Source organism: Mucilaginibacter galii, assembly GCF_014635825.1.
GTDB classification, from domain to species: domain Bacteria; phylum Bacteroidota; class Bacteroidia; order Sphingobacteriales; family Sphingobacteriaceae; genus Mucilaginibacter; species Mucilaginibacter galii.
In genome coordinates, this window is the sequence record NZ_BMDO01000002.1 from 85,948 (window position 1) to 108,972 (window position 23,025).

General features: G+C 41.7%; 23 protein-coding genes. 20 read left to right on the forward strand and 3 right to left on the reverse strand.

From position 1 onward, the window contains the following. Nucleotides 1-3: 3 nt before the first annotated feature. From IEV61_RS05500 to IEV61_RS05570, 15 genes are all read left to right on the forward strand, one after another. Nucleotides 4-2,484 (forward strand): ATP-dependent Clp protease ATP-binding subunit, encoded by a 2,481-nt coding sequence (locus IEV61_RS05500; RefSeq protein ID WP_188414578.1) that lies wholly within the window; start codon nt 4-6, stop codon nt 2,482-2,484. A 98-nt stretch (nt 2,485-2,582) separates the two neighbouring features. Continuing rightward, nucleotides 2,583-3,023, forward strand: coding sequence for a type VI secretion system contractile sheath small subunit (locus IEV61_RS05505; protein ID WP_188414580.1), 441 nt, complete (start codon nt 2,583-2,585; stop codon nt 3,021-3,023). 39 nt (nt 3,024-3,062) lie between these two features. Further along, the gene (locus IEV61_RS05510) at nt 3,063-4,451 is read left to right on the forward strand and encodes a DUF5458 family protein (protein WP_188414582.1); all 1,389 of its coding nucleotides are present in this window, start codon (nt 3,063-3,065) and stop codon (nt 4,449-4,451) included. Nucleotides 4,452-4,567: 116 nt separating this feature from the next. Further along, nucleotides 4,568-5,137: an NAD(P)H-dependent oxidoreductase gene (locus IEV61_RS05515; protein ID WP_188414584.1), complete on the forward strand. Its 570-nt coding sequence runs from the start codon at nt 4,568-4,570 to the stop codon at nt 5,135-5,137. 114 nt (nt 5,138-5,251) lie between these two features. Beyond that, complete coding sequence (tssD, locus tag IEV61_RS05520) at nt 5,252-5,653, forward strand: type VI secretion system tube protein TssD (protein ID WP_188414586.1); 402 nt, start codon at nt 5,252-5,254, stop codon at nt 5,651-5,653. A 76-nt stretch (nt 5,654-5,729) separates the two neighbouring features. After that, nucleotides 5,730-6,122 carry a type VI secretion system tube protein TssD gene (gene tssD, locus IEV61_RS05525; protein WP_188414587.1) on the forward strand — a complete coding sequence of 131 codons (393 nt, stop codon included), beginning with the start codon at nt 5,730-5,732 and terminating at the stop codon, nt 6,120-6,122. An 88-nt stretch (nt 6,123-6,210) separates the two neighbouring features. Beyond that, on the forward strand, nt 6,211-7,113 hold the full coding sequence (locus tag IEV61_RS05530) for a hypothetical protein (RefSeq protein WP_188414589.1): 903 nt from the start codon (nt 6,211-6,213) through the stop codon (nt 7,111-7,113). Between the two features lie 54 nt (nt 7,114-7,167). Next, the gene (locus IEV61_RS05535) at nt 7,168-7,725 is read left to right on the forward strand and encodes a hypothetical protein (RefSeq protein ID WP_188414591.1); all 558 of its coding nucleotides are present in this window, start codon (nt 7,168-7,170) and stop codon (nt 7,723-7,725) included. 18 nt (nt 7,726-7,743) lie between these two features. Beyond that, complete coding sequence (locus tag IEV61_RS05540; RefSeq protein WP_188414593.1) at nt 7,744-9,621, forward strand: type VI secretion system Vgr family protein; 1,878 nt, start codon at nt 7,744-7,746, stop codon at nt 9,619-9,621. Between the two features lie 5 nt (nt 9,622-9,626). Next, nucleotides 9,627-10,700, forward strand: a complete 1,074-nt coding sequence (locus IEV61_RS05545; protein WP_229747049.1) for a PAAR domain-containing protein — start codon at nt 9,627-9,629, stop codon at nt 10,698-10,700. Nucleotides 10,701-10,830: 130 nt separating this feature from the next. After that, nucleotides 10,831-11,121, forward strand: coding sequence for a hypothetical protein (locus tag IEV61_RS05550; protein ID WP_188414595.1), 291 nt, complete (start codon nt 10,831-10,833; stop codon nt 11,119-11,121). 107 nt (nt 11,122-11,228) lie between these two features. Continuing rightward, nucleotides 11,229-11,765, forward strand: coding sequence for a hypothetical protein (locus tag IEV61_RS05555; RefSeq protein WP_188414597.1), 537 nt, complete (start codon nt 11,229-11,231; stop codon nt 11,763-11,765). A 9-nt stretch (nt 11,766-11,774) separates the two neighbouring features. Beyond that, the gene (locus IEV61_RS05560; RefSeq protein WP_188414600.1) at nt 11,775-12,935 is read left to right on the forward strand and encodes a hypothetical protein; all 1,161 of its coding nucleotides are present in this window, start codon (nt 11,775-11,777) and stop codon (nt 12,933-12,935) included. Between the two features lie 20 nt (nt 12,936-12,955). Further along, a complete protein-coding gene (locus IEV61_RS05565; RefSeq protein ID WP_188414602.1) occupies nt 12,956-13,255 on the forward strand; it encodes a hypothetical protein in 300 nt (99 codons plus the stop codon). Nucleotides 13,256-13,314: 59 nt separating this feature from the next. Continuing rightward, a complete protein-coding gene (locus IEV61_RS05570; protein ID WP_188414604.1) occupies nt 13,315-13,761 on the forward strand; it encodes a hypothetical protein in 447 nt (148 codons plus the stop codon). An 83-nt stretch (nt 13,762-13,844) separates the two neighbouring features. On the opposite strand, the gene IEV61_RS05575 is transcribed toward IEV61_RS05570, so the two are convergent. Further along, complete coding sequence (locus IEV61_RS05575) at nt 13,845-14,186, reverse strand: zinc ribbon domain-containing protein YjdM (protein WP_188414606.1); 342 nt, start codon at nt 14,184-14,186, stop codon at nt 13,845-13,847. A 220-nt stretch (nt 14,187-14,406) separates the two neighbouring features. Continuing rightward, nucleotides 14,407-15,621, reverse strand: coding sequence for a peroxiredoxin family protein (locus IEV61_RS05580; protein WP_188414608.1), 1,215 nt, complete (start codon nt 15,619-15,621; stop codon nt 14,407-14,409). A gap of 845 nt (nt 15,622-16,466) precedes the next feature. Here IEV61_RS05580 and IEV61_RS05585 point away from each other — a divergent pair. Beyond that, a complete protein-coding gene (locus IEV61_RS05585; protein WP_188414610.1) occupies nt 16,467-18,509 on the forward strand; it encodes a M13 family metallopeptidase in 2,043 nt (680 codons plus the stop codon). A gap of 132 nt (nt 18,510-18,641) precedes the next feature. Continuing rightward, nucleotides 18,642-19,265 (forward strand): nicotinamide riboside transporter PnuC, encoded by a 624-nt coding sequence (gene pnuC / locus IEV61_RS05590; protein WP_188414611.1) that lies wholly within the window; start codon nt 18,642-18,644, stop codon nt 19,263-19,265. Here the strand turns inward: pnuC and IEV61_RS05595 are convergent. Further along, nucleotides 19,262-20,038, reverse strand: coding sequence for an SDR family oxidoreductase (locus IEV61_RS05595; protein ID WP_188414612.1), 777 nt, complete (start codon nt 20,036-20,038; stop codon nt 19,262-19,264). The two genes, pnuC and IEV61_RS05595, sit on opposite strands and share 4 nt — an antisense overlap. 188 nt (nt 20,039-20,226) lie before the next feature. On the opposite strand from IEV61_RS05595, the gene fumC reads away from it, so the two are divergent. Genes fumC through IEV61_RS05610 form a run of 3 tightly spaced genes read left to right on the forward strand, consistent with a single transcriptional unit; the run spans nt 20,227 to nt 23,002 of the window. Next, a complete protein-coding gene (fumC, locus tag IEV61_RS05600; protein WP_188414613.1) occupies nt 20,227-21,624 on the forward strand; it encodes a class II fumarate hydratase in 1,398 nt (465 codons plus the stop codon). A gap of 45 nt (nt 21,625-21,669) precedes the next feature. Continuing rightward, nucleotides 21,670-22,197 carry a fumarate hydratase gene (locus IEV61_RS05605; protein WP_188414614.1) on the forward strand — a complete coding sequence of 176 codons (528 nt, stop codon included), beginning with the start codon at nt 21,670-21,672 and terminating at the stop codon, nt 22,195-22,197. A gap of 13 nt (nt 22,198-22,210) precedes the next feature. After that, nucleotides 22,211-23,002 carry a S1/P1 nuclease gene (locus IEV61_RS05610; protein ID WP_188414615.1) on the forward strand — a complete coding sequence of 264 codons (792 nt, stop codon included), beginning with the start codon at nt 22,211-22,213 and terminating at the stop codon, nt 23,000-23,002. Nucleotides 23,003-23,025: the final 23 nt, after the last annotated feature.

The following is a 23,025-nucleotide window of genomic DNA, read 5'->3' on the forward strand; positions in this document are numbered from 1 at the left end:
ATCATGAGCGTAATTAGTTTAAGCGAGTCGGTTAAAACCGGAGTAAGGGTAGCCCAGTCGTTAGCCAAAGAATACCATCATAAAGAATTTGGCCCCGCCCATTTATTAAAGGGTTTGATGCACCAGGAAGTAGGGTTAAGAAACTTTTTAACCTCTATTGATAAGGATGCAGCCTACATAAGCGATTGGGCCGATGTGCGCATGGAAGAGTACCCGCAGTCGATCACCGTGCCCGACGAAATGCTGGGCAATGATGCGGTTAAAGTGGTATTTGATGAAGCTGATAACGTTCGTGTTAAGCTTGGGCTCGATGCTATTACCCCCATATGTATTTTAATTGCACTTACTAAACCCAACGTTGGCTTCGACGCAGGGCAGCTAAAATCATTCCCTTTAAAAGAAAAGGAATTATTGGATGTTTACATACAGGATGAAGGTGTGCAAAATGCGATAGCTTCGCCATCTGCAGATGGTTCAGGTGCTGCTTCGTCTGGTGGTAAAAGTACTGGTGCGTTGTTCAAGTATTGTGTAGACCGTACCGATCTTGCTCGTCAGGGAAAAATAGATCCTATTATAGGTCGCGATAAGGAAACGCGCATGGTAATGGAAATATTAAGCCGCCGCACCAAACCTAACGTTATTATAACCGGCGATGCAGGGGTGGGTAAAACTGCCCTGGTTGATGGCTTTGCGTTGGATATCGTGAATAACCAGGTTCCGCAATCACTTTTAAACGTAAGCCTATTTGAGCTGGATTTAGGGTCGCTTATTGCAGGCGCTTCTTATAAAGGCGAAATAGAAGACAGGCTTAAAAACATCCTGAAAGAAATTAAACAGTTTGATAAGGCTATCTTATTTATTGATGAGATCCACACCCTTTTAGACAATAAAGGCCCTATTGGCGGAGGTGTAGGCAATTTGCTTAAACCCGAGCTGGCCCGTGGCGAAATTACGGTAATTGGTGCAACTACGATTGATGAATACCGCAAAATTATAGAACCTGAGCAGGCCTTTAGCCGCCGTTTTGAGGTTTTACAGGTAAATGAGCCCGATATTGATACTGCCATCAAAATGCTGGAAAAGCTGGTGCCTTATTATGAGGAGCATCATGGTTTAAAAATAAGCAATGATGCTGTGCAAGATTGCGTACGCCTGGCCAAACGTTATATGAAAGACCGCCGCCTGCCCGATTCGGCTTTCGATTTGATGGACCGTACCATGGCCGCCATAAGGTTGATGAACGATACGTCGGATATGACTTTGGCTGAGTTGAAGGAAAAGTTTAACACGCTTAAAGATGCCGAAGAAGACACCAGCACAAGCGAGTATAAATGGCTTTACAGCTTAATGCAAAATAAAACCAGTGCTGTACTGCTTGGCAAGTTAGAAGACGAAACACAGGTTAGTGCTTTTGAAACTGCCGATGAATACATAGAGTACTTTAACCGCAACCTGCCTTTGCTGGAAGAACTGGCTCAAAGCAAAACCAGCGAAGTAGAAAAGCAGGATATTGCTGCCATCATCTCTTATAAAACCGGCATCCCGCTAGGAAAAATTCAAGCCCAGGAAAAAGAAAGGCTCCTGAACATGGAAGGTTTCCTGAAAAAACGGGTAGTAGGCCAGGATCAGGCTTTAAAAGCAGTGGCCGATGCTATCCTGGAATCGCGCAGCGGTTTAAATAAAAAAGGTCAGCCCATTGGTTCATTCTTTTTACTCGGCCCAACCGGTACCGGTAAAACCGAACTGGCGAAATCCATTGCCGATTTCCTTTTCAACGATGAAAAGGCGATGATCAGGTTCGACATGTCGGAGTTTAAGGAAGAGCATTCGGCGGCACTGCTTTATGGTGCGCCCCCAGGATACGTGGGCTATGAAGAAGGCGGCTTACTGGTTAATAAAATACGCCAACAGCCTTACTCGGTACTGCTTTTTGATGAAATTGAGAAAGCGCACCCTTCTGTTTTCGATATCTTCCTGCAAATACTGGACGAAGGCCATATGCATGACAGGCTGGGTAAAGAAGGCGATTTTTCAAACTCGCTAATCCTGTTCACCTCTAACATTGGCAGCGAATGGATTGCCGAACAACTAACCCAAGGTCATTTGCCAACTTCAAACCAGTTAATGGAGGTAATGGCCGGCAAATTCAGACCCGAGTTTTTAGCCCGTATCTCTGAAATAGTACCGTTTAAACCTATTGCAGAAGAGAATGTGGTGAAGATATTCGAGATACAGTTGAAGAGCTTAATTGAGTCGTTAGATAAAATGGGTATCGGCTTTTCTATCAGCGACGAGGCCAAGAGCATGCTTGCTTTGGGTGGCTTTACACCTAAGTATGGTGCAAGGCAGCTATCGGGCGTTATACGTAACCAGTTAAGGCGGCCAATATCCAAATATATCATATCGGGCGAGTTAAAAAAGGGGCATGCAATAAGTGTTGATAAGCAGCCCGAAAGCGAAGAACTTATCTGGGCAATTAATTAATTATTAGCTGGTTAATTACCATGTTGTTTACGAAAACAATTTTGAGCTAAAAGCATTTATATAGAAATAATAAGCACATACCACTTTATCCCATACCTATGTTTAACTACGAAATAGGAGGAAACGAGAAAAAAGTCGATACCTCAGAATCATTTGGCGAGATATCTCCCAATAAAACATTGTTTATACAAAAACTTACAGACAATGAGCCTTTACGCCCCGAAAAGGTAGAAGGTTTAAAAACTGTTGAAGAAGTTTTTGAGCACTATAAACCCAATGTAAATGTAGCACTCGATAAACAGGATGGTTCGGTGGCTACCGAAAACCTGAAGTTTACTAACCTAGGCGATTTTGGTGTAAAAAACCTGGTACAGCAAAGCAGTTACCTGCGTAAACTGAACATTGAGCGCGAAATGTATCTGAACATTATTAAGCAGTTAAAAACCAATAAAACGTTAAAAACTACGCTTGATAACGAAGAAACAAGAGCCGCTTTTGTAAGCGCGCTTAAAAACTTTGTTAAAGAACTTGATCAATAATAGTACGCTACAACCTTAAATAGTAATATACCTACCATCATGGCAACACCAAACGAGCAAGCCTTAAATGAAACCTCATCGGCGCAAGGCTTTAAGCCCGCAGAGAAGGCTGCTGAACAAGAACTTACCTTAGCACAAAGTTTAGATAAACTGTCGAGAGTTGGAGGATTTGATTTATTGGAAACCACCATAGATGGTTTGCAAAACCTGAATCCTGAACGTAAGGCACGTAAGCAAATATTTTTAACCGACGACGAAAAGAAACTTGAGCGTGAAGAGCTTAAACAAAAGTTAAACCAATGGATAAATGCACTGGAAACAGGTACTTCTGTTGGCGAAATGGTTGAAAATAGCACCGAGAACCTTCAGCTTGCCGAGGAAAACTTAAATAAAAACGTTCATAACGTATTGGAAAGCACCCGCGAACTAGAGCAGGCTTACCGCTCGCTGCATTTGTTCTACAAGAACACCGAGGCTGATAAGGTTAAGAATGTAACCATCATGAATGCCTCGCTCGATCAGTTGAAAGAGCTGGACAACCCTAGATTTATTGAGTATGTAGGCGACGAACTTAAGCAGAATTATGACCGTTTAGATCTGCGCCAAAACTATTCTATCATGGTAGTTCCCGGTTACCTGGGTTCTAACAAAGTGGTAGAACGTTGGTCAAAAATGGCTTTCGATAACAAAGTGATGCTGGTAACCGATTTTGCCGATCTTGACCAGCCAGATGATGTGGTAGATTTATTTACCTCTGCTAACCTGACCGGTGGTGATGCCTTCAAATCAAACACCATCATGACCTGTAACTGGATGGTTGGACGCAGCAAGGTAGCCGAAGTAGGCGAAGAAGAAGATTTATATGTACCGGCATCTGCAGCTTTAGCTGGCAAAATGTATTATACCTTAATGTCGCAAGTTACGGCTGGTAAAAAACATGGTGCTATAAACGAGGTTGATGGCGTACGTTTCGATTTAAAGAAGAGCGAAATCTCGCATTTGGAAAGAATTGGTTTAGTGCCTATGGTTAACGAGTATGGTAAAGTGATGGCCTTTTCTGCTAAAACTTTATTCAATGGCGATAACATAGGCTTACAAACCTACTCCGTAGTACGTGTATTCGATTACATTACCAAAGTACTGTTTGACTTCCTGAACAGACGTGCCTTTGAAAACTGGACTTCTAAAACGGAGCAGGACTTACGCTCGCAGATCGTAAAGTTCCTTGACAATATTCAAGGCCCGGACCGCCTGATAGAACGCTTTAAGATCATCAAATTTGAGCGTGACGAGGTGCAGAAAGACAGAATACACCTGGACATTAACATTACTCCTTATTTCCCCGCCAAAAGCTTCGTAGTTAAGCTGGATGGACACAAGGGAGAAGACGGTAGCGCGACCTGGAATACAGATTATAAGCAACAATAGTTGTAGTTTATTAAATAACCCGTGTTGGTATACAACATGGGTTATTTAATTTATGTTAAAGGCAAGTTAACAAGCGGTTGCCTTTATTGTTATTATCTGTAATTTTGTGTGGTAACATGAAGCAGGTAGTAATTATAAACGCAGACATAAACCGGGGCGAAATAACCCAGGCCCTTATTAATGCCTACCGTGAGGGAGCCGAAAGCGTACAAGCCGTTGTCAAAGAAATTATAATCACTAATTTACGGTTTAACCCTAACCAGCAACTGCCAGACAGATCTGCCGAAATGGAGCCTGATTTGGCCGATGCGGTAAAAAAGCTTAAATGGGCCAGCCACGTAGTTGTTTTTTGCCCGGTTTTTAAAGAGTCTATCAATTTTAAGATCAAAGGTTTTTTCGACCGTGTATTTTTACCGCACCGGGTGTTTGTTTCCAATACCGATTATTTCGATAGTGATTTTTCTGGAAGCTCCGCGCGTATAGTCTCTATTTTGGATGAAGAAGCCTGGAAAGACTGGCAAACTACGCAACGAGCAACTTACCTATCCATCAAGCGCTCAGTGCTTGAAAAGCGCAATATTAAACCAGTATATACCAGTACCGTTGGTTACCTGTATGCGTTAGAAAATGAGTATGCTCAAAAGTGGCTGAAAAAGCTATTTAACTTCGGCGCAAAAATTCTTTAAAAAATAATTACCGCGTAATAATATTTCTTTAAAACAATATATCTTCCTGTTTGTAGTTAATACATACGATAAGCCGGTGGTCGGTTTATTATTATAACCTCAAAATTTATCGTTATGGCTTTCAAAGCAAGATTAAATTTTTCGGGCAAAGAGTACGATGTGCTTAATTGCTCTTACGCGTTAAACCGTGATGTAGACTCAAAAGGACGCCCGTCTTCAGGAGTTTACGGTGGTACTATCGATATCGAAGTTGAATCGACAGAAGACACCTCGGTAATCGAATCAATGGTAAACAATCAGTATAAGCCACTTGCAGGCACCTTGCTGATCAAGAAATCTGAAGAAGATTCTAAAATGAAAGAGCTGACCTTTGAGGATGCTTACATTGTTAAATACTCTGAAGGTTTAAACATTGTTGGTGATACCCCAATGAGTTACAAATTCACTATATCTGCACGCAAGCTTAAATTAGGCAATGCAGAACATGTGAACGACTGGCCGGGTGTTAACGCCTAAGCTAAGCAGCTTATAGTAAATTGGGCCGCGCTTATTCGGCGTGAGTCTTATCATAAACCATTTAACATTTATTATTATGGCTTTCAAAGCAAGAATCAATATAGGTTCAAAAGAATTCGACGTATTGCAGTGCAGCTATGCGTTAAGCAGAGATGTTGATGCGAAAGGTCGCCCATCATCAGGTGTATACGGTGGTACTATTCAGGTTGAAGTAGAGTCTACCGAAGATACCTCGGTTATCGAATCGATGGTTAACAACCAATACAAACCACTTAGCGGAACTATTACCTTCAAAAAATCTGAAGAGGATGCTAAAATGAAAGAATTAACCTTTCAGGACGGCTACATTATTCAGTATAACGAAGGATTATCGATCATTGGTAATTCGCCAATGTCTTTAAGTTTTGTGATTTCGGCACGTACCTTGAAAATTGGTAATGCCGAGCACGAAAACGACTGGCCTAAATAAGAATAGCCAACATTAAGATACTTAATGAGACGGAGAGGATGGAAAGAATCTTCTCCGTTTTTTATTTCCGATCAGTTCTCTTATTCTTATGAAAAAGAAAAGGACAGTTAAGCACATTTCCCCAACCATTAAAAAGAAGGTAAAATCTATAGCCCCAACGGCAATGGAGTACATTATGCTTTTTAATACCTGCGAAATAAAGAAAGAAAAGATAGCGGAGATTGATAAGGTTATTGATGAAAAGATCGTAGTAAACCGAAACAGGTACGAGGGTGTAAGTAATTTAGTAAAAGGCGGCGGCGTTAATAATACTTCGTTATTTGGTAGTCAGCCTTTATTTCAATCTTCGTATATCCCGTTTTACAATCGTTTCAATACAACGCCAGCTACCGTTGGTTCAGCATTTAACGTTAATCCTTTCAGTAATCCTAAATCAACGCAAGATATTTTTGCCAGCCGAACAGCAGATGTATTCAGCAATAATTTTGTGGATAACAGCAATGTTTTTGGCCTGAACAGGGATATTTTTTCGGGTAGTACTTTTACTAATGGTGCAGGCGTGCCTTGGTATTTCATAGCCTGTGTGCATTATCTCGAGTGCTCCTTCAGCTTTAAAAAGCATTTGCATAACGGTGACCCTTTAACCGGGTATACTGTGCACGTGCCTGCTCACCGTCCTAAAGTTGGCCATGCGCCACCATTTAATTTTGAAGAAAGTGCGGTAGATGCTATTAAGCTCATGAAATATGATCATGTTACCAATTGGAGTTTACCATTTATTCTGTTAAAGCTTGAGGGTTACAACGGTTTTGGGTATAACAGGAAAGGGATCCGCACACCTTATTTATGGAGTTACTCTAACCATTATACCAAGGGTAAATACGTTAAAGACGGTGTTTACGATGCCAACGCCGTGTCGAGTCAATTGGGAGCAGCAGTCATATTGAAAAGAATGGAGCAGCGGGCCTTAATTAACATACCCAGAAATTAGACCGGTATGAGTTGGGTTAAGAAGATTAGCTATCATATTGCTTTGCTCTTGTTAGTGCAAACAGCTTTAGGTTGCAATAATAAACAACCACAAAATCAGGAACCGGCCAGGAGCGTCGCTGTTGTTGATAAACCTAGGGCTGTTAACGATAATTCCGTAGGGGATGAGGAATTATTCAGGAACTGTCTGACAAAATTTAAGAATGCTGTAAAGGCTCAGAATAAAGCAGGGATAAAAAGCGTATTCAATTTTCCTTTACAAACATTACCTCAATGGGCCAACGATGAAATAAAGAACTCGACAATTAGGCCACAGGATGGAATGATTAAGCAAACTGAGTTCTTAACCTATTTTAATGATATTTTTACCAAAGATGCTACAAAGCTAATCGTGGCAAGCAAAGAAGATGATTTATCGGAGATCGAAAAAAGCACTTCAGAAAACTATTATATAACCTTACAACAAGTAACTGATAAAGGAAGTACCTTATTTGAGTTGCAAAAACAGTACATGCAGGACAACGGCCAGGAAACCTCATTTGGATTTGTGTTTGGAAAAGTTAGAGGTACCTACAAGATTATAAGCTATTACCGTCCCTGGCCTTTAAAGTAACACACTAAGCCTCATACCATGGAAACCAAGATAAAAATTGATATTAGCATAGAGGGTACGCCCATAACGCACTTTTCGAGTTTTAACCTGGATCAGCGCTTTAACGAGCATCATACCTTTCAGCTGCGTTTTAACCACGATCAGATTGAAAATACTAATAAAATCACGCTCGAGCGGTCAAAAGACTTTATTGGGAAAAACCTGACCGTTCAATTTGGCAGGGGCGAAGATTATGAGCACCAGTTCATCGGTAAAATAACCCGGGTAGAAATTGCTCAAAGTCACGGTTTTCAGGGTGATATTGTAGTGAGTGGATTTAGCCCCAGCATACTTATAGATCGCGGACCCGATTTGGGCTCATACTTAAACAAAGATCTTAAAACCATTGTAGAAAAGGCAACAGCCGATGCGCCTCAAAATGATTTGAGCATGAGCATAGCACCTGCCTATACTTTGCCTATCGATTATATTATCCAGTATCGTGAAAGCGATTTTGAGTTCATCAATCGCCTATCGGCCGAGTATCATGAGTGGTTCTATTATGATGGTGTGAAGCTGAATTTTGGTAAACCCGCCAAGCTGGACGAAGCTACACTCATTTACGGACGCGATTTGAATAGCTTGCAATACGGCATGCAAATAGCCCCCCTTAACTATAAAAAGTTCTCTTATCATTCGCAACAAGATGAGCTGCTTAGTTCGCAACCTTCGGGCAATAGTGGTGGTTCTCCCGATCTTTCTCATGCTATCGACGCTTCAAACCAGGTATACAGCAAGAGCTATAACGAACCGCTGGAAGTAAGGGTAAATTCGCAGAAGGAGATAGACACCTTTGTAAACGATGAGCACAAAGCCATTGTATCTGAGCTGTTAAACATTATGGGCAATGGCGATAATCCGCGCGTTAAGCTGGGCAGTATTGTAAGTATCAGTACCAGTATGCGCGGCATTACCGGCTTTGAGGTGCAAGATTTTGGCAAGTTTTTAGTTACAGCCGTATATCACCAGTTAGATGGCGTTGGGCATTATCAAAATACATTTGAAGGTGTATCGGCCGATAGCGAAAAACTATCAGTTAAGCAAGCACAAAAGCCATCGCCCGATATGCAGTTAGCCATTGTATTAGATAACGATGATCCTAAAAAACAAGGACGGGTTAAAGTGCAGTTTAAATGGCAATGTACCTCCAATGATCCTACCGAGTGGTTACGTGTTATGAGCCCCAATGCTGGCCATGGCGACACCGGCAAAAACCGTGGCTTTTTAGTGGTGCCCGAAAAGGGCGACCAGGTTATTGTAGCCTTTGAAGAAGGCAACGTTGCAAGACCCGTAATTATGGGTAGTGTATACCACGGCAATAATGTAGATAGCAGTGGTTTTGTAAATAGTAATATCAAAGGTATGACCTCCAGAAGAGGCAGTACCCTAATATTTAATGATGACAGGCATCACCTTACTTTAGGAACTAACAAAGCCAATTACATCAAGATTCAAAACGGGGAACAGTTTTTAACAGCAGAGGCCGGCAGCAAAATTGTTGTTCATACCGGTAGCAGTACCATAACACTCGATAAAGACGGCAATATTTCAATATCCGGAAAAAATATAAGCATATTAGGTACACAAAGCGTAGATATTCAATCACCTAAAATCACAATGGGCAACCTGGCTCCTGCCGAGGGCGCAACCAAAGAGCAAACGGCAGCAGCAACCAACACCATTGACATCAAAGCTAAGAAGATTGATATTGAAGCGGAGAACGAGTTAAAAGAGCATGCACAGGTTATTAGATCTGATTCAAAGCTGATGACAAAAATTAAGGCAGGCAGCTACATAGAAGTTGATGGCGGTAAGGTTACCGATATTAAAGGTTCAACAGCGGTTAGAATTAATTAAGTATTATGGCAAGAAGACTAGCTGCCAGGATGGTTATTGATAAAGGTGCTCACCAAGGGCCTATCAAAACATCGTGCAAAAATGTGTTAATCGGAGGCTTTTTAGCCGCGTGTAAAGGTGATGCTTTAACCTGTTCGGCACATGGGGAAGCTTCGATAGTTGAAGGTTCGGCAACTGTTTACATCAATGGCAGGCCCGCTGCCCGTAAAGATGATAAAACAAGTTGTGGTACACCACCCGAGCTAACGCCACCTGTTGGGCCTCAAGCGGCTAAAGATCAATATAACTTTATTAGTGTAATACCTAAAGATAAAAGCAGGGAGGATGGTACCGCAAAAGCCAGTACAGATCATGTTGATATTAAAGTATTGAATGCTTACGCTAATATGAAAGATAAAGACAAGGACGGTAAGCTTGATTACCTAAATTCTGGTGCGGTATTAGCAGAAACTACTTTTAAAGGAGATGGTTATATTGGCGCGAATAACGATACAAACCTGAAAGGAAATATTGGTTTTTCGGTGGCTAAAGGTGAAGTTAATTCGGGTTCATACGATGGAAATAACGGCCTGTATGGCACCGAGTCAGAATACAAAGCCAGCGTACTTTCTGGAAAGGCTGAAGGAGGCATAGGTGATGCGTACAGTTCTACAAGTGGTGCCGTAACTGCCGATGTGTTGTATTCTGAATCAAGAGTAGAAGCTGTTACTTATACCGGAGGCCCGGATAAGCGGTATGGAGTACAATTAGAAGCTTCAACCGATGAAGGGGCAATGAGGGTAGAGGCCAGTGGTGAAAATAACACTTTGGGTATCATAAAAACAAAGGGGAAAATTGGTTTAATGGGTGGAGCAGGAGCTATTGGCGGAAAGGGAGGATATTATCTGGATCTTGATGATATGGAAATTGGTGCTAACGTAGGCGGTGAATTGGCTTTAGAATTAGGACTTAAATTCGATTTGTCGGTAGCAATTTCTATTAAGCCCATATGGGACCTTATAACTGGAAAGGGTTATACTTCTGTAACAGCTATACCGGGAGTTGTACTCACCGGATGCAAAAACGTACTGATCGGATAATATGAAAATTGTAATTTATATAGTCTACTTTTTAGTATTTACTTTTTGTTATTACTTTTTAAATAAAAGGTTGCCCACTAAGTGGGTATTTATTTTATACCCATTAATATTTGTGGCCTCTATATATCCAATGAAACTTTGGTATAATTATGCCCACCCCATATACGGCGAAGCTCTTGCAGGCAGCTGGCTTAAAATTATATTAATGATGTTTGCCAGTTTGTGTGTATTTAACATAATATACGGCTTTGTTAGTATTGGGGTAAACACGCAGGTAAACTTTCAGCAAACATATGGCAATGCTCAGTCAAGCCCGATAAAAAACTTTATTGACAACGCTTCAAACCTTAAAGGCGCATTACACTTTTTATTTTATTTAGGGGGAGTAATCTTAATGGGTATTGCTACCGCCAAATACTAACTTATATGATAAAAATATTGAATAGGCTATCCTTACTTGTTTCTTTTGCTGTAATTTTAATTAGCTCTGCTTCGTTTGGCCAATTTAAGGCTACATCTTCAAAAAAAATGGCTCAAATAGAAACGATTTCCTTCCCGCAATCAACCGGTTATAGCCTGGACTACCTTAAAGCTAATTTTTGGCGTTTAAACTACAGCTCTGCAGGTCCGGCGCTTGCTTACCGTATTGTAGTGCCGGTTAAAATGAGGCCTACTAACGTTAAACCAACCACGGTAAGGGACATAGGCATCACCTTAATTGGGGAATATCAAATTATTGATAAAACTATGCCTTATCTGGAGGTACAGGTGGCTTATGAAAAAGTTAGTAACGTGCACCCGGATATTAAGTCGTGGTTCAATGAAAAACTTAAAAAACTAAAGGGTACTTTAAGAGCAAAAGCGGCTATTAATATAGCGGGTAAAAATGGCTATGATGTGCTGTTTACCCGTACACTAAAAAGCGGCGAGCAATATATTACCCGGGCAAGTATGCTTGTTGCCGGAGATAATTACGTGATGGTAACCGCTATGTCTTCCAAAGCAGATTACGATAAATCGGCTAAAACGATATATCATATACTATCAAACTGGAATATGCAATAAGACTTTAAAATGGATTATATCTTCAACAAAGACCATAAGCTTACACCAAGCTATTTGCAAAAAAAATTCTACAAAATTAACTATTCGCTTAGCAAGGAAGCAGTAAATTACTGGGCGGTATTACCCAATTTTGTTGAGCAGTTTTCCACACTGGAAAAAGATGTTGAACGCCTGGGTGTTAAATTAATTGGGCAGTACGTATCAAAAAACGAAACGTTTTTAGACGTAGAGGTTTTTTACGAACACTTGGATTATGACATAAATCCGTCAGACTGGCTGCTTCGGAAAGTTGTAAAACTAAAAGAAACCGTATTAGCCGAAAATGAAGTAAAGGATAAAAGCACTGGCATTTACAACGACTTATTAACATACAAAGAAACGGATGGGGCAGATAAATTCATATCGCGCATTACGGTAAAAAAGAACTTTGATATGCAGTTGGGCGGGGCCAATTATATGGCCCTAAGGGTAATGTGCCGTGAAGAAGAATATAATAACTTGGCCGACATGATGCTTCATACGGCCTATAACTGGGATTTTAAAGACAAAGGCACCTGGCAGCTGGCCGAGCGAATTATTCCTTTGACCATACCTTTATATAATAATACAATAAGCTTCTACACCTTTGAATCGTGGAAAGTTTACGGTGAAGATGTAAAGCCGCTTACTCGTTTAATATTGCATCAAACAGATAATAGCGACAATAAGGGCGCCATCAATATCATTGAAACAAAGCCTTTAAATAAAGACAATGTGAAGGATGTGTTTGATGCGTTTATTAACAGAGTAACACTTACCAGCATTGAACTTGATGAACTTAAAGAGGTAACTAAAAGTATTTTAAACCCTAAGATAACACATGCCTGGACTACACAGGGATTAATAAAAAATGCTGATGAGCAATTTGAGGGCTACGTAATAGCTTATCTTATACAAACCGAAAAGTCTGGCTACTATATCGAATCAATAAGTTCGAGCCCGAATTTTGAAAACTATAATTGGGAGATCAACAAACGGCAGGTTGAAATGATACTCAACTCTTTCAACAACCCGTCGTTTGAACAAGAGCAAAAGAAAGAAGCTATAGAGCAAATAATTATCACGCCAAATATAAACAAGGGCGGTGATGAAAAAAGTGACTTTAAGAAAAGCTCAATATTTTTCAAATAACACAACTACCTTGTGAACAAATGAATTTAAAAACCACTTCAATTATAATTGGCTTGTTGCTGCTTATTGCAGGTATACTCTTAATAGTGCTTAAACCCGAGGTACTTATTGCTTACCCGGTTGCTTTAATTGCAGCAGGAGGCTATCTGTTTGCAACTGGCTTAGCATCCACATTACTCACCAGAATGTATTATAAAGACACATCAGAAGCAGCGGCCCCAAGAAACAAGTTGATACGAATGATAGAAATGTTTGCTTATAGTATTATGGGTATCATAATGGCTATTACCATAATTCTTCTATTTACCGTTTTGAAATAAATCCAATTATTTTACTGTCAATTATCGCTGCATCACCCCATGTATCGTATTGATTCAATATGGATATTATAGAAATACGAAAGATTTTTAATACAGGAAATCAGCAAGAAATTGAGATGATGGCAAGAAATATTCTTGTCCACGGCCGATCTCATGAATATATGCGAAGGCTGAGCCATTGTGCTGACGAGTTCAACAGTTTACTGTCTATCTTCAAACCCGACGATAAGGATTACTTGGCATTGGTTTACATATTTGCCGATCATTTAAAAGAGATAAAAAATGGCGCATGTGCCTGCTCAATTGTTAAAAAACCCATGTACAATAGTCCGGAACGGCTTAGCGGAATTTTAGAAATATTGGACGAAAAACCAGATGTTGACAATTATGGTATACGCGTTCACACCAGATGTTTAGCTTGCGATAAAGAGTACGAATCAACAACAGTTGAAAGTGGGTTTGGTCAAAAAGTAATATGGAATGATCTACCTTATCCTACATACTGAATTGGGGCACACCCGTGGAATAGAACGGTAAAGCTGTTGACTGCACATTATGGTATAAGCAGCGTGAAAAATGGAATGACAGATTAGGCCTTTTTAACAAACTCCGATTTTAACGCCATTGCGCCGAAACCGTCAATCTTGCAGTCAATATTATGATCACTGTCCACCAAACGGATATTTTTTACCTTGGTGCCTGCTTTTACCGTTTGCGAGGTGCCCTTAACAGGTAAGTTTTTAATCGTGACAACGGTATCTCCATTGGCCAATGTGTTGCCATTGCTATCTTTTACAATAAAGATGTCAACACTTTGTTGATCGTCAACACTGCTCCACTCATGCCCGCATTCCGGACAAACCAGTAAGTTTTCCAGCTCATAAGTGTAGGGGGATTGGCAGATTGGGCAAGGAGCTAATTCTTTATTCATTGTATAATATTCGAACGTCAAAGGTAGCAAATGAAAGCAAGTATTGAATTGAAGATGCTTAGATTAGGATATTAGTAAGTTAGCATAGCATTATCGGCACCGAAGTCTAAGGGATACCTTCAGTGAAGAATAAGAACTCACACAAGTAAATGAAGCTTACTTCTACGTAGTGAAATATAGCAACATGTTAGCCCGAAATAGGGAATAGATAGACTACCCACTACTTCTCCGCCAATAAACTCTCGGTCAGCCTTTCAAACTCGTTTACAAATTCGGTATAATGGCTGCCGGTACCAGGGCCGCTAAAGCCGGTGTATATTTTGCGCACATTGCCGTTTTTATCAATAATAATGGTGGTAGGAAAAGCCAGGAAGTTACTGAGCATGGGCAGGCTTTTAGCAGTTTCCTTTTTATTGTTGGTATAACCGGTTAGCAGTAAAGGATAAGGAACATTAAAATATTGCTTTTCTTGTAATACAGCTTTCTTAGATTTTTCAAAGTCGGCTGTGCGCTCATAGGCAAGGCCGGCCACCTCCACACCTTTAGCGTGGTATTTTTTGTAGTAATTGACCAGGTACGCGGTTTCGTCCATACAATTAGGGCACCACGAGCCCATAACCTGTAGTATGACTACTTTGTTTTTAAAACGGGCGTCGTCAAGACTTACCTTTTTACCTTCCAGATCGGGAAAATTGAAGCTTATCTTTTTATAGCCTGGTTTTAAAACCGTTAAGGAGTAAGCGTCGGGAAGTTTGGCATTCGCATTTTTTACGGCTGCCCAGGGGGTATTGCCAAACAAGCCGTTGGTTAGCGTTTGTACATCCTGAATATTGGCAGTAAATAAGAAGGCATGCCCACCATCAAAACAGGAAAGGTAGAGCTTGCTGCCACTTACGGTACCTTCCAGGTAGCGGTAATCACCGGTGGTGGTTAAAAAGGTGCCGGTTATTTTATTTTCGGTTTGCACAAATTCGCCTACGGTGGTATCGCGGTCGGTTCCCTCGCCAAACACGGCACTCCAGCGGCCTGATATATTATATGCAGGTTTTTCGGGCGCTTGAAAAAAGCGCCATTTAATACCTTGTTTTGCGGTGAAGGGCGTAATAGCATCCCTGTCGCCCAGGTGTTTTATAAAACGGCCGGTTAAAGCCATGCCTTTCTCCTGTTTCAACCTGAACTCCGAATCGAACAAAGGCATGCGGATAAATACAGAATCACCCACGAATTTCACATCGTTCACCTTAAAACGCTCCTTAGCATTCAGTATAGTTAGCTGCTGGTGGCCTGCGGTATCTTTTACCTCGAAATTAAAAGGAAGTTCGCCGGCAGCGGGTTTAAGCACTCCACGCCAGCTACCCGTTTTAAGCTTGGTTTGCGCTGTTGCTAAAAACGATGAAACGCATAATAATATAAAGATGTAAAACTGTTTTTTCATGAGTCATTAAACTATACTTCAACAAATAAAAGCAAAAGGAATTATAAAGTCTACCAGTTTGATAGAATATGACGATAAAACAGGAATGGTGTTTAATCAGCAATTTTTGTCAAAAAAAAAGAGAGCCACTTGCGAAGCTCCCTTTCCCCTAATTAATTTAAACTATTGATTAAACCCAAAACAAAGAACAAAATCATCTCAGCTTGGGCGCCTGAGAATTCACTTTACAAATGTTGTAACATAGGTAGATGTTACGTGTATTTATTTTTCACTTAGATGCAGAGTCATCAAAATGTTATCAAAAGTAAAGCCATAAATTTATTCGTCAACCTCTTGCTTCTTTGACAGCGGTTAAATATCTCCCTCTTTAGAGCGCTGTAAGTATTTACATAGATGGGCATAATCAAAGTGGGTTTCATTAAGATAATTTATTATTATCTGAAAATCAGAGTTTTATGTAATTTATAAAAAGTGGGGTCAAATAGCTATGGAGTGTTTTTAAATGTGCTATTGTTTACAATTAAAAGATATAATTAATTATTAAATAAAAAACGCGCTCTTTTCACTGCTTAAGTGTACTAACAATTTTAAATATTAATTTGTAGGTTAAGTAGCCATGCGCATAAACAACCTGTATTATTTTTACAACAATTCCATTATTATATACAAAGCTTTTAAATGTTTGTATTTTAAAATATACAAACTGTGTGAATTTACGACGTTGTAAATTACTTACTATGAAACTGCAGTTTTCGGTGCGTTTGTAAAAAATCTGTTTGCCTTAATATGACAATCATAATTTCTTTATGTTTAGGGCGCTATTCACTTCAATACAAAAGATTATAATGTTCACTATAAAGAAAATTGCCCTTTTAGTAGGTGTTGCCGTTCTTGGGCTTTGTGCATACCAACTCCCCATTAGCCTCGGTAATGACCCTGTTTATAAAGACATTGACCCAACCGTAAAACCGGGTGATGATTTTTTTGCCTACGCCAACGGCGGCTGGATAAAGCGTAACCCTATCCCGGCGGCTTACTCAAGCTGGGGTATAGGTAACGTGGTAGGCGAAGAAATTCGCGACCGTCTGAAAAAGATCAACGAAGATGCTATGAATGCCAATGCACCCGTTGGCAGCAACACGCAAAAAATAGGCGACTTTTATTACAGTGGTTTAGATACCCTTGCTTTAGAAAGAGAAGGCGTTAATCCCTTACAGGCACAACTAACCTTGATTGACCAGGCCCGTACCGCGGCCGATATTGTGCATGTAGCAGCTTACCTCAGTACCTATGGTACTCGTAGTTTTATAAGTGCTGGTGTTGGTCAGGATGCTAAAAATAGTTCTAAAATGATAGTACAGCTGCGCCAGGGCGGTTTAAGCCTGCCCAACCGCGATTATTATTTTAAAACCGATGCCCGTACCTCCAAGATCAGGAACGATTTTCAAACCAACCACCTGCCCACCATGCTCAAACTTTCGGGCTGGGACGGGCAAAAGGCGGCTAAGGGCGCCGAAAGCGTGTATAAAATTGAAAAGTTTTTGGCCGACAGTAACCGCCGCCTCGAAGACATGCGCGACCCTTACCGTAACTACAACAAAATGACGGTAGCCAAGCTTAACGAGTTAACGCCCGGCATCAACTGGAGCACCGTGTTTAAAGACATGGAACTGAAAGCGGTAGATAGCGTCATTGTTGGTCAGCCTGAATACTACCGTGCAGTAAATACGGCCTTAAAAACATTTACGATAGATGATTGGAAAGCTTATATGCGCTGGAAACTCATATCTTCCAATGCTGCTTACTTAAATAAGGCATTAGACGAAGAGAACTTCCGTTTTACGGGTACCGTATTGGCAGGCCGTAAAGAACAACTACCCCGCTGGAAACGTGTGCTGGATACCGAAAACGGCATCATGGGCGAATTACTGGGCCAATTGTTTGTAAAAGAATACTTCCCGTTGGCTGCCAAAAAGCGATATGCCGATATGGTAGAAGCCATGCGTATAGCTTACCGCGAGCACATTGAAAAGCTGGACTGGATGAGCGCAGCAACTAAGCAAAAAGCGCTCACCAAGCTTAACGCCATTCAACCTAAGGTAGGTTACCCTGATAAATGGAAAGATTTTTCGACGCTGCAAACCGATCGTAAATCGTACGCGGGTAACGTATTGCGGGCAAGGCACTGGGCTTATTTAATTAATGCTAATAAGTTAGGTAAACCGGTAGACCATACTGAATGGGGCATGACACCGCAAACTTATAATGCCAGCTACAGTCCGTCAAACAACGAAATTACATTGCCGGCTGCGCAATTCATCATCCCGGGTGTTAAAGATGCCGATGTAGATGATGCGGTAGTTTATGGTTATGCGGCCGCTTCGACTATAGGTCACGAAATTACTCACGGTTTTGACGATCAGGGCCGCCAGTTTGATGCCAAGGGTAATCTGAAAGCCTGGTGGACTCCGCAAGATTCGGCCAAGTTTACCGCCCGTGCACAAATGCTGGTTAACCAGTTTAATAACTGTGTGGTGCTTGATAGCCTGCACGTAAATGGCAAAGCTACCCTGGGCGAAAATATAGCCGATTTAGGGGGTATAGCCATTGGTATCACCGCGTTTAAAAAGACAGCGCAGTATAAAGAAGGTAAAACCATTAACGGACTTACGCCTATGCAGCGTTACTTTTTAGGCTACGCACTGGGCTGGCTGGGCCATGCGCGTAACGAATCGTTGGCTAACCAGATCTTGACCGACGTGCACTCACCCGGCTTTTTACGCGTAAACGTTCCTTTTAGCGATACCCCCGAGTTTTATGAAGCCTTTAAAATTAAAAAAGGCGATAAAATGTGGGTAGATGCTGATAAGCGGGTAAAGATCTGGTAAACCTCACCCCAGCCCTCTCCAAAGGAGAGGGAGAATAATACATATGTCAGTCTGAGTTGAAGGCTTAGCAAGACGTACAGGTCTTCGACAGGCTCAGACTGACATAAGATTTGTACATAATAACACTGTTACATGCAAGCATTCCACGCCATAACACAATGGTTGCAAAGCCAAAGTCCGCTCGAATTAACGGGTGTGGTTACGGGTTTGCTCTGTGTTTATTTGGCGGCTATTAACAATATCTGGAACTGGCCTTTCGCCATCATCAGCACAGGCATTTACATTTTCATTTTTGCACAGGAAGCCCTGTATGCCGATGCTTTGCAAAACATTTACCTCTTTGCTATTAACATTTACGGCTGGTATTACTGGAGCCGCCAACCGGCCAATGCACCCAAAGTTCCGGTGGTGCGTATTACCCATAAGCAAGTTGTATTTCTCCTGCTAATTGCTGCCCTTGCTACACCAGTCTTAGGTTTTACACTGGTTAGCCTCACCAAAGTTTTGCACTATCAACCTGCGGCATACCCTTACCTCGATAGCTTTTGCACGGTAGTAAGCCTTACCGCACAGGTATTCATGGCGCGCAAGGTTTTAGAAAACTGGCTTATATGGATCTTTGTAGATGTGATCTACGTGGGTATTTACCTGGCAAAGGGTTTAGAGCCTACCGCCATTATGTTCGGTATATATGCTGTGCTGGCGTTGGTTGGTTATATAGATTGGCGAAAAGATTACCGCAAGCAGTTAATCTAATAAACGCTTCGGCTGGCGCCACCATCAACCGGTATGGTAGTGCCGCTAATGTAGGAAGCCTGTTCTGATGCCAGGAACGCTACCAGGGCAGCAAGTTCTTTTGGATCCCCTATGCGACGCAACGGAATATTGGCCGCACGCTGTTGCATAGCTTCGTCGGGGTCCTGATCGGGCGGCAGAGTATGTTTAATTCGGTCGGTTAATATGAGGCCAGGGGCTACATTATTTACCGTAATATTATAGGGGCCCAATTCATCAGCCATCATCTTAGCCATGCCCACTATACCCATGCGCATACTGGTAGAGAGTACCGAGTTGGCCAGCACCGATTTTACTGACCCACTAATAATATTAATAATGCGCCCGCTGCCCGTTGTTTTCATATGCGGCAAGGCCAAACGGCTTAAACGGGCAAAGCTCAATAAATTCAGTTCAAAAGCCTTTTGCCATTGCTCATCATCAAAGGTTTCAAAAGCCGCAAAGGGAGGCCCGCCGGCGTTATTCACCAAAATATCTATCCGGTTGAACTGCTTGGCTACCTTATCAATTAAATTTTCGGCATCAGCAGCCACCGATACGTCGGCCTGTACAACTACTACCTCGCCGCCGGTCAACTGCTTTATTTCAGCCGCCGTTTTATTCAGTTCCTCCACATTACGCGAGGCAATAATTACGGTGGCACCTTCCTGCGAAAGTATGGTAGCAATAGCCTTGCCCAAGCCTTTGCTCGAGGCCAGTACCAGGGCTACCTTGTTGGTCAGTTTTAAATCCATGGGGTTGATGTTTAATGGTAAATATATAAACTTGACCAATCTGTACTGCTTGTGCTTTGTAAAAAAGGCATTACCTCGTGTCAAATAGCTATGATAACGCTTTGTTAAGGCATTAAAAACTCTTTCATCACTATGCGGTATTATGCTGCTAATCCATAACTTTGCAGCGCAAAAATTATAGCAAAACTATGAGTTTCAGAACCGAATACGACACCATGGGCGCGGTACAGGTACCGGCCGATAAATATTGGGGCGCACAAACCGAACGCTCACGCAACAATTTTAAAATTGGCCCTGAGGCTTCGATGCCTAAAGAAATTATTGCCGCTTTTGCCTACCTTAAAAAAGCAGCAGCCTATACTAATACCGATTTAGGTGTACTTCCTTCCGAAAAACGCGACCTGATTGCCCATGTATGCGATGAAATTTTAGATAACAAACTCGACAGCGAGTTCCCATTGGTAATCTGGCAAACAGGTTCGGGCACGCAAAGCAACATGAATGTGAACGAGGTAGTAGCCAACCGTGCACACGTATTGCAAGGCAACGCCCTGGGCGAAGGCAAAACTTTCATTCACCCTAATGATGATGTGAACAAATCACAATCATCTAACGATACTTACCCTACCGCTATGCACATTGCGGCTTACAAAATATTGTTGGATGTAACCATCCCCGGTATTGAAAAGTTGCGCGATACCTTGCAAGCCAAAACCGAAGCTTTTAAAAGCGTGGTAAAAATTGGCCGCACCCACTTAATGGATGCTACACCTTTAACCCTGGGTCAGGAGTTTTCGGGCTATGTATCTCAACTAAACCACGGCTTAAAAGCCCTGCGCAATACCTTAGATCACCTTTCGGAGCTGGCCTTAGGCGGTACTGCAGTAGGTACAGGTATTAATACGCCAAATGGTTATGACGTAAAAGTGGCCGAATATATTGCCGAGTTTACCGGTATCCCCTTTATTACGGCCGAAAACAAGTTTGAAGCATTAGCTGCTCATGATGCCATTGTGGAAAGCCATGGAGCCTTAAAGCAAATTGCGGTATCGTTGATGAAAATTGCAAACGATATTCGTATGCTGGCTTCTGGTCCGCGTTCGGGTATTGGCGAAATTCATATTCCTGATAATGAGCCGGGCTCATCTATTATGCCTGGTAAAGTTAATCCAACTCAAAACGAAGCGGTGACCATGGTTGCTGCACAGGTAATGGGTAACGATGTAGCTATCTCTATCGGTGGATCTAACGGCCATTATGAGCTAAATGTGTTTAAACCTTTAATGGCTGCCAACTTCCTGCAATCGGCCCGTTTAATTGGTGATGCCTGTGTATCGTTCAATGACCATTGCGCTGTAGGTATTGAGCCTAATTATGAAGGAATCAAGAAACACCTGGAGAACTCATTAATGCTGGTAACTGCATTAAATCCGCATATTGGTTACGAAAATGCCGCTAAAATTGCCAAAACTGCGTTGAAAGAAGGTTTATCGCTCCGCGAAGCCGCTTTAAAACTGGAATTGCTCACCAACGAGCAGTTTGACCAGTGGGTGCGCCCCGAAGATATGATCGGTAGTTTAAAATAAAAAATCCCTGCCAACCCTCCCCGGAAGGGGAGGGCTTTATATAATATGATCAAAGAACCATTTGCCTTTAACCTCTCCCCTTTAACCCTCCTGGTTCTTGGTTCTTGCCTCTTGTTTCTATCTTCCTGCAGCAGCAACCCTGCTTTTCAGGGTAAAGGGCAGGGCTATGTGCAGGGTGAGTGGCAGCAAAAGGCCGAAGCGGTAGATCAGCAGTTGCTCACCTCTACCTTATACCATTTTAAATTTAGCTGCGATTCGTTTTTTGTAGCTATGCAAACCACCAGCAAGGTAAATTACGGGGCCGATACCTGCATGAACAGCGGTCATTGGGCCGAATATGCCAAAGGTAAATACGAGCAGCATACCGATACACTGGTAATGAAAGGCTTTTTTTGTAATGCCGATTACAGCCTTAAAAATATAGGCGGCTGCTTCCGCGCGGGGGTGTACGAAGAATATTTTAAGACTGCTAAAATAGCCGATACGCTACTGCGTTTAACCAGTACATCGAGCGTTATGCCTATCAATTTACACCTGATCAAACGGACAACCTGTGTCCCCAAACCTTTGTAATAAAACAAAACTCATGAAAATTAATTTTTGGAAACTCTTAGTGTGTGCCTTACTGATGTATGCACCGCTGCAAACTATGGCCTGGGGCGATAAAGGCCACCGCATTGCCGGCCAAATTGCTTCCACCTACTTAACCACAAAAGCAAAGGCCGCTATCAAAGCCATTTTAGGAAACGAAACGGTAGCGATGAGTAGTACCTGGGCCGATTTCATTAAGTCTGCCCCGGCTTATAATTACCTGTCTACTTGGCATTATATTGATTTTGACAAGCCTTTCAACTACCCGCAGCTGCAAAGCTTTTTAAAGCAGGATACGAGTGTAGATGCCTATACCAAGCTGCAGTTCATGATTGGCGAATTGAAAAAGAAGAACCTTTCGGCCGATAAAAAACTGCTTTACCTGCGCATGGTAATCCATATTGTGGAAGACGTGCACCAGCCTATGCACACCGCCCATACCGATGATAAAGGTGGTAACGATTTTAAGGTAAACTGGTTTAACGAGCCCAGCAACATGCATTCGGTTTGGGATAGCAAACTTATTGAATTTCAAAACCTGAGTTATACTGAGTATGCCAACGCTATTAACTTTACTACCCCTGCACAACGCGCTGCCTGGCAAAAAGAGCCGATCAGCAAATGGCTGTTCGATAGTAAAGAGATTGCCGAAAAAATCTACGCATCGTCAAAGCAGGACGACAAGTTGAATTACAAGTATAATTTTCAATTTATAGGTACGGTAAACCAACAATTGTTAAAAGCAGGTGTGCATTTAGCAGGTTTATTGAATGAGATATTTGCCTAAACAGCTCTTAATTTTAAGTTTAA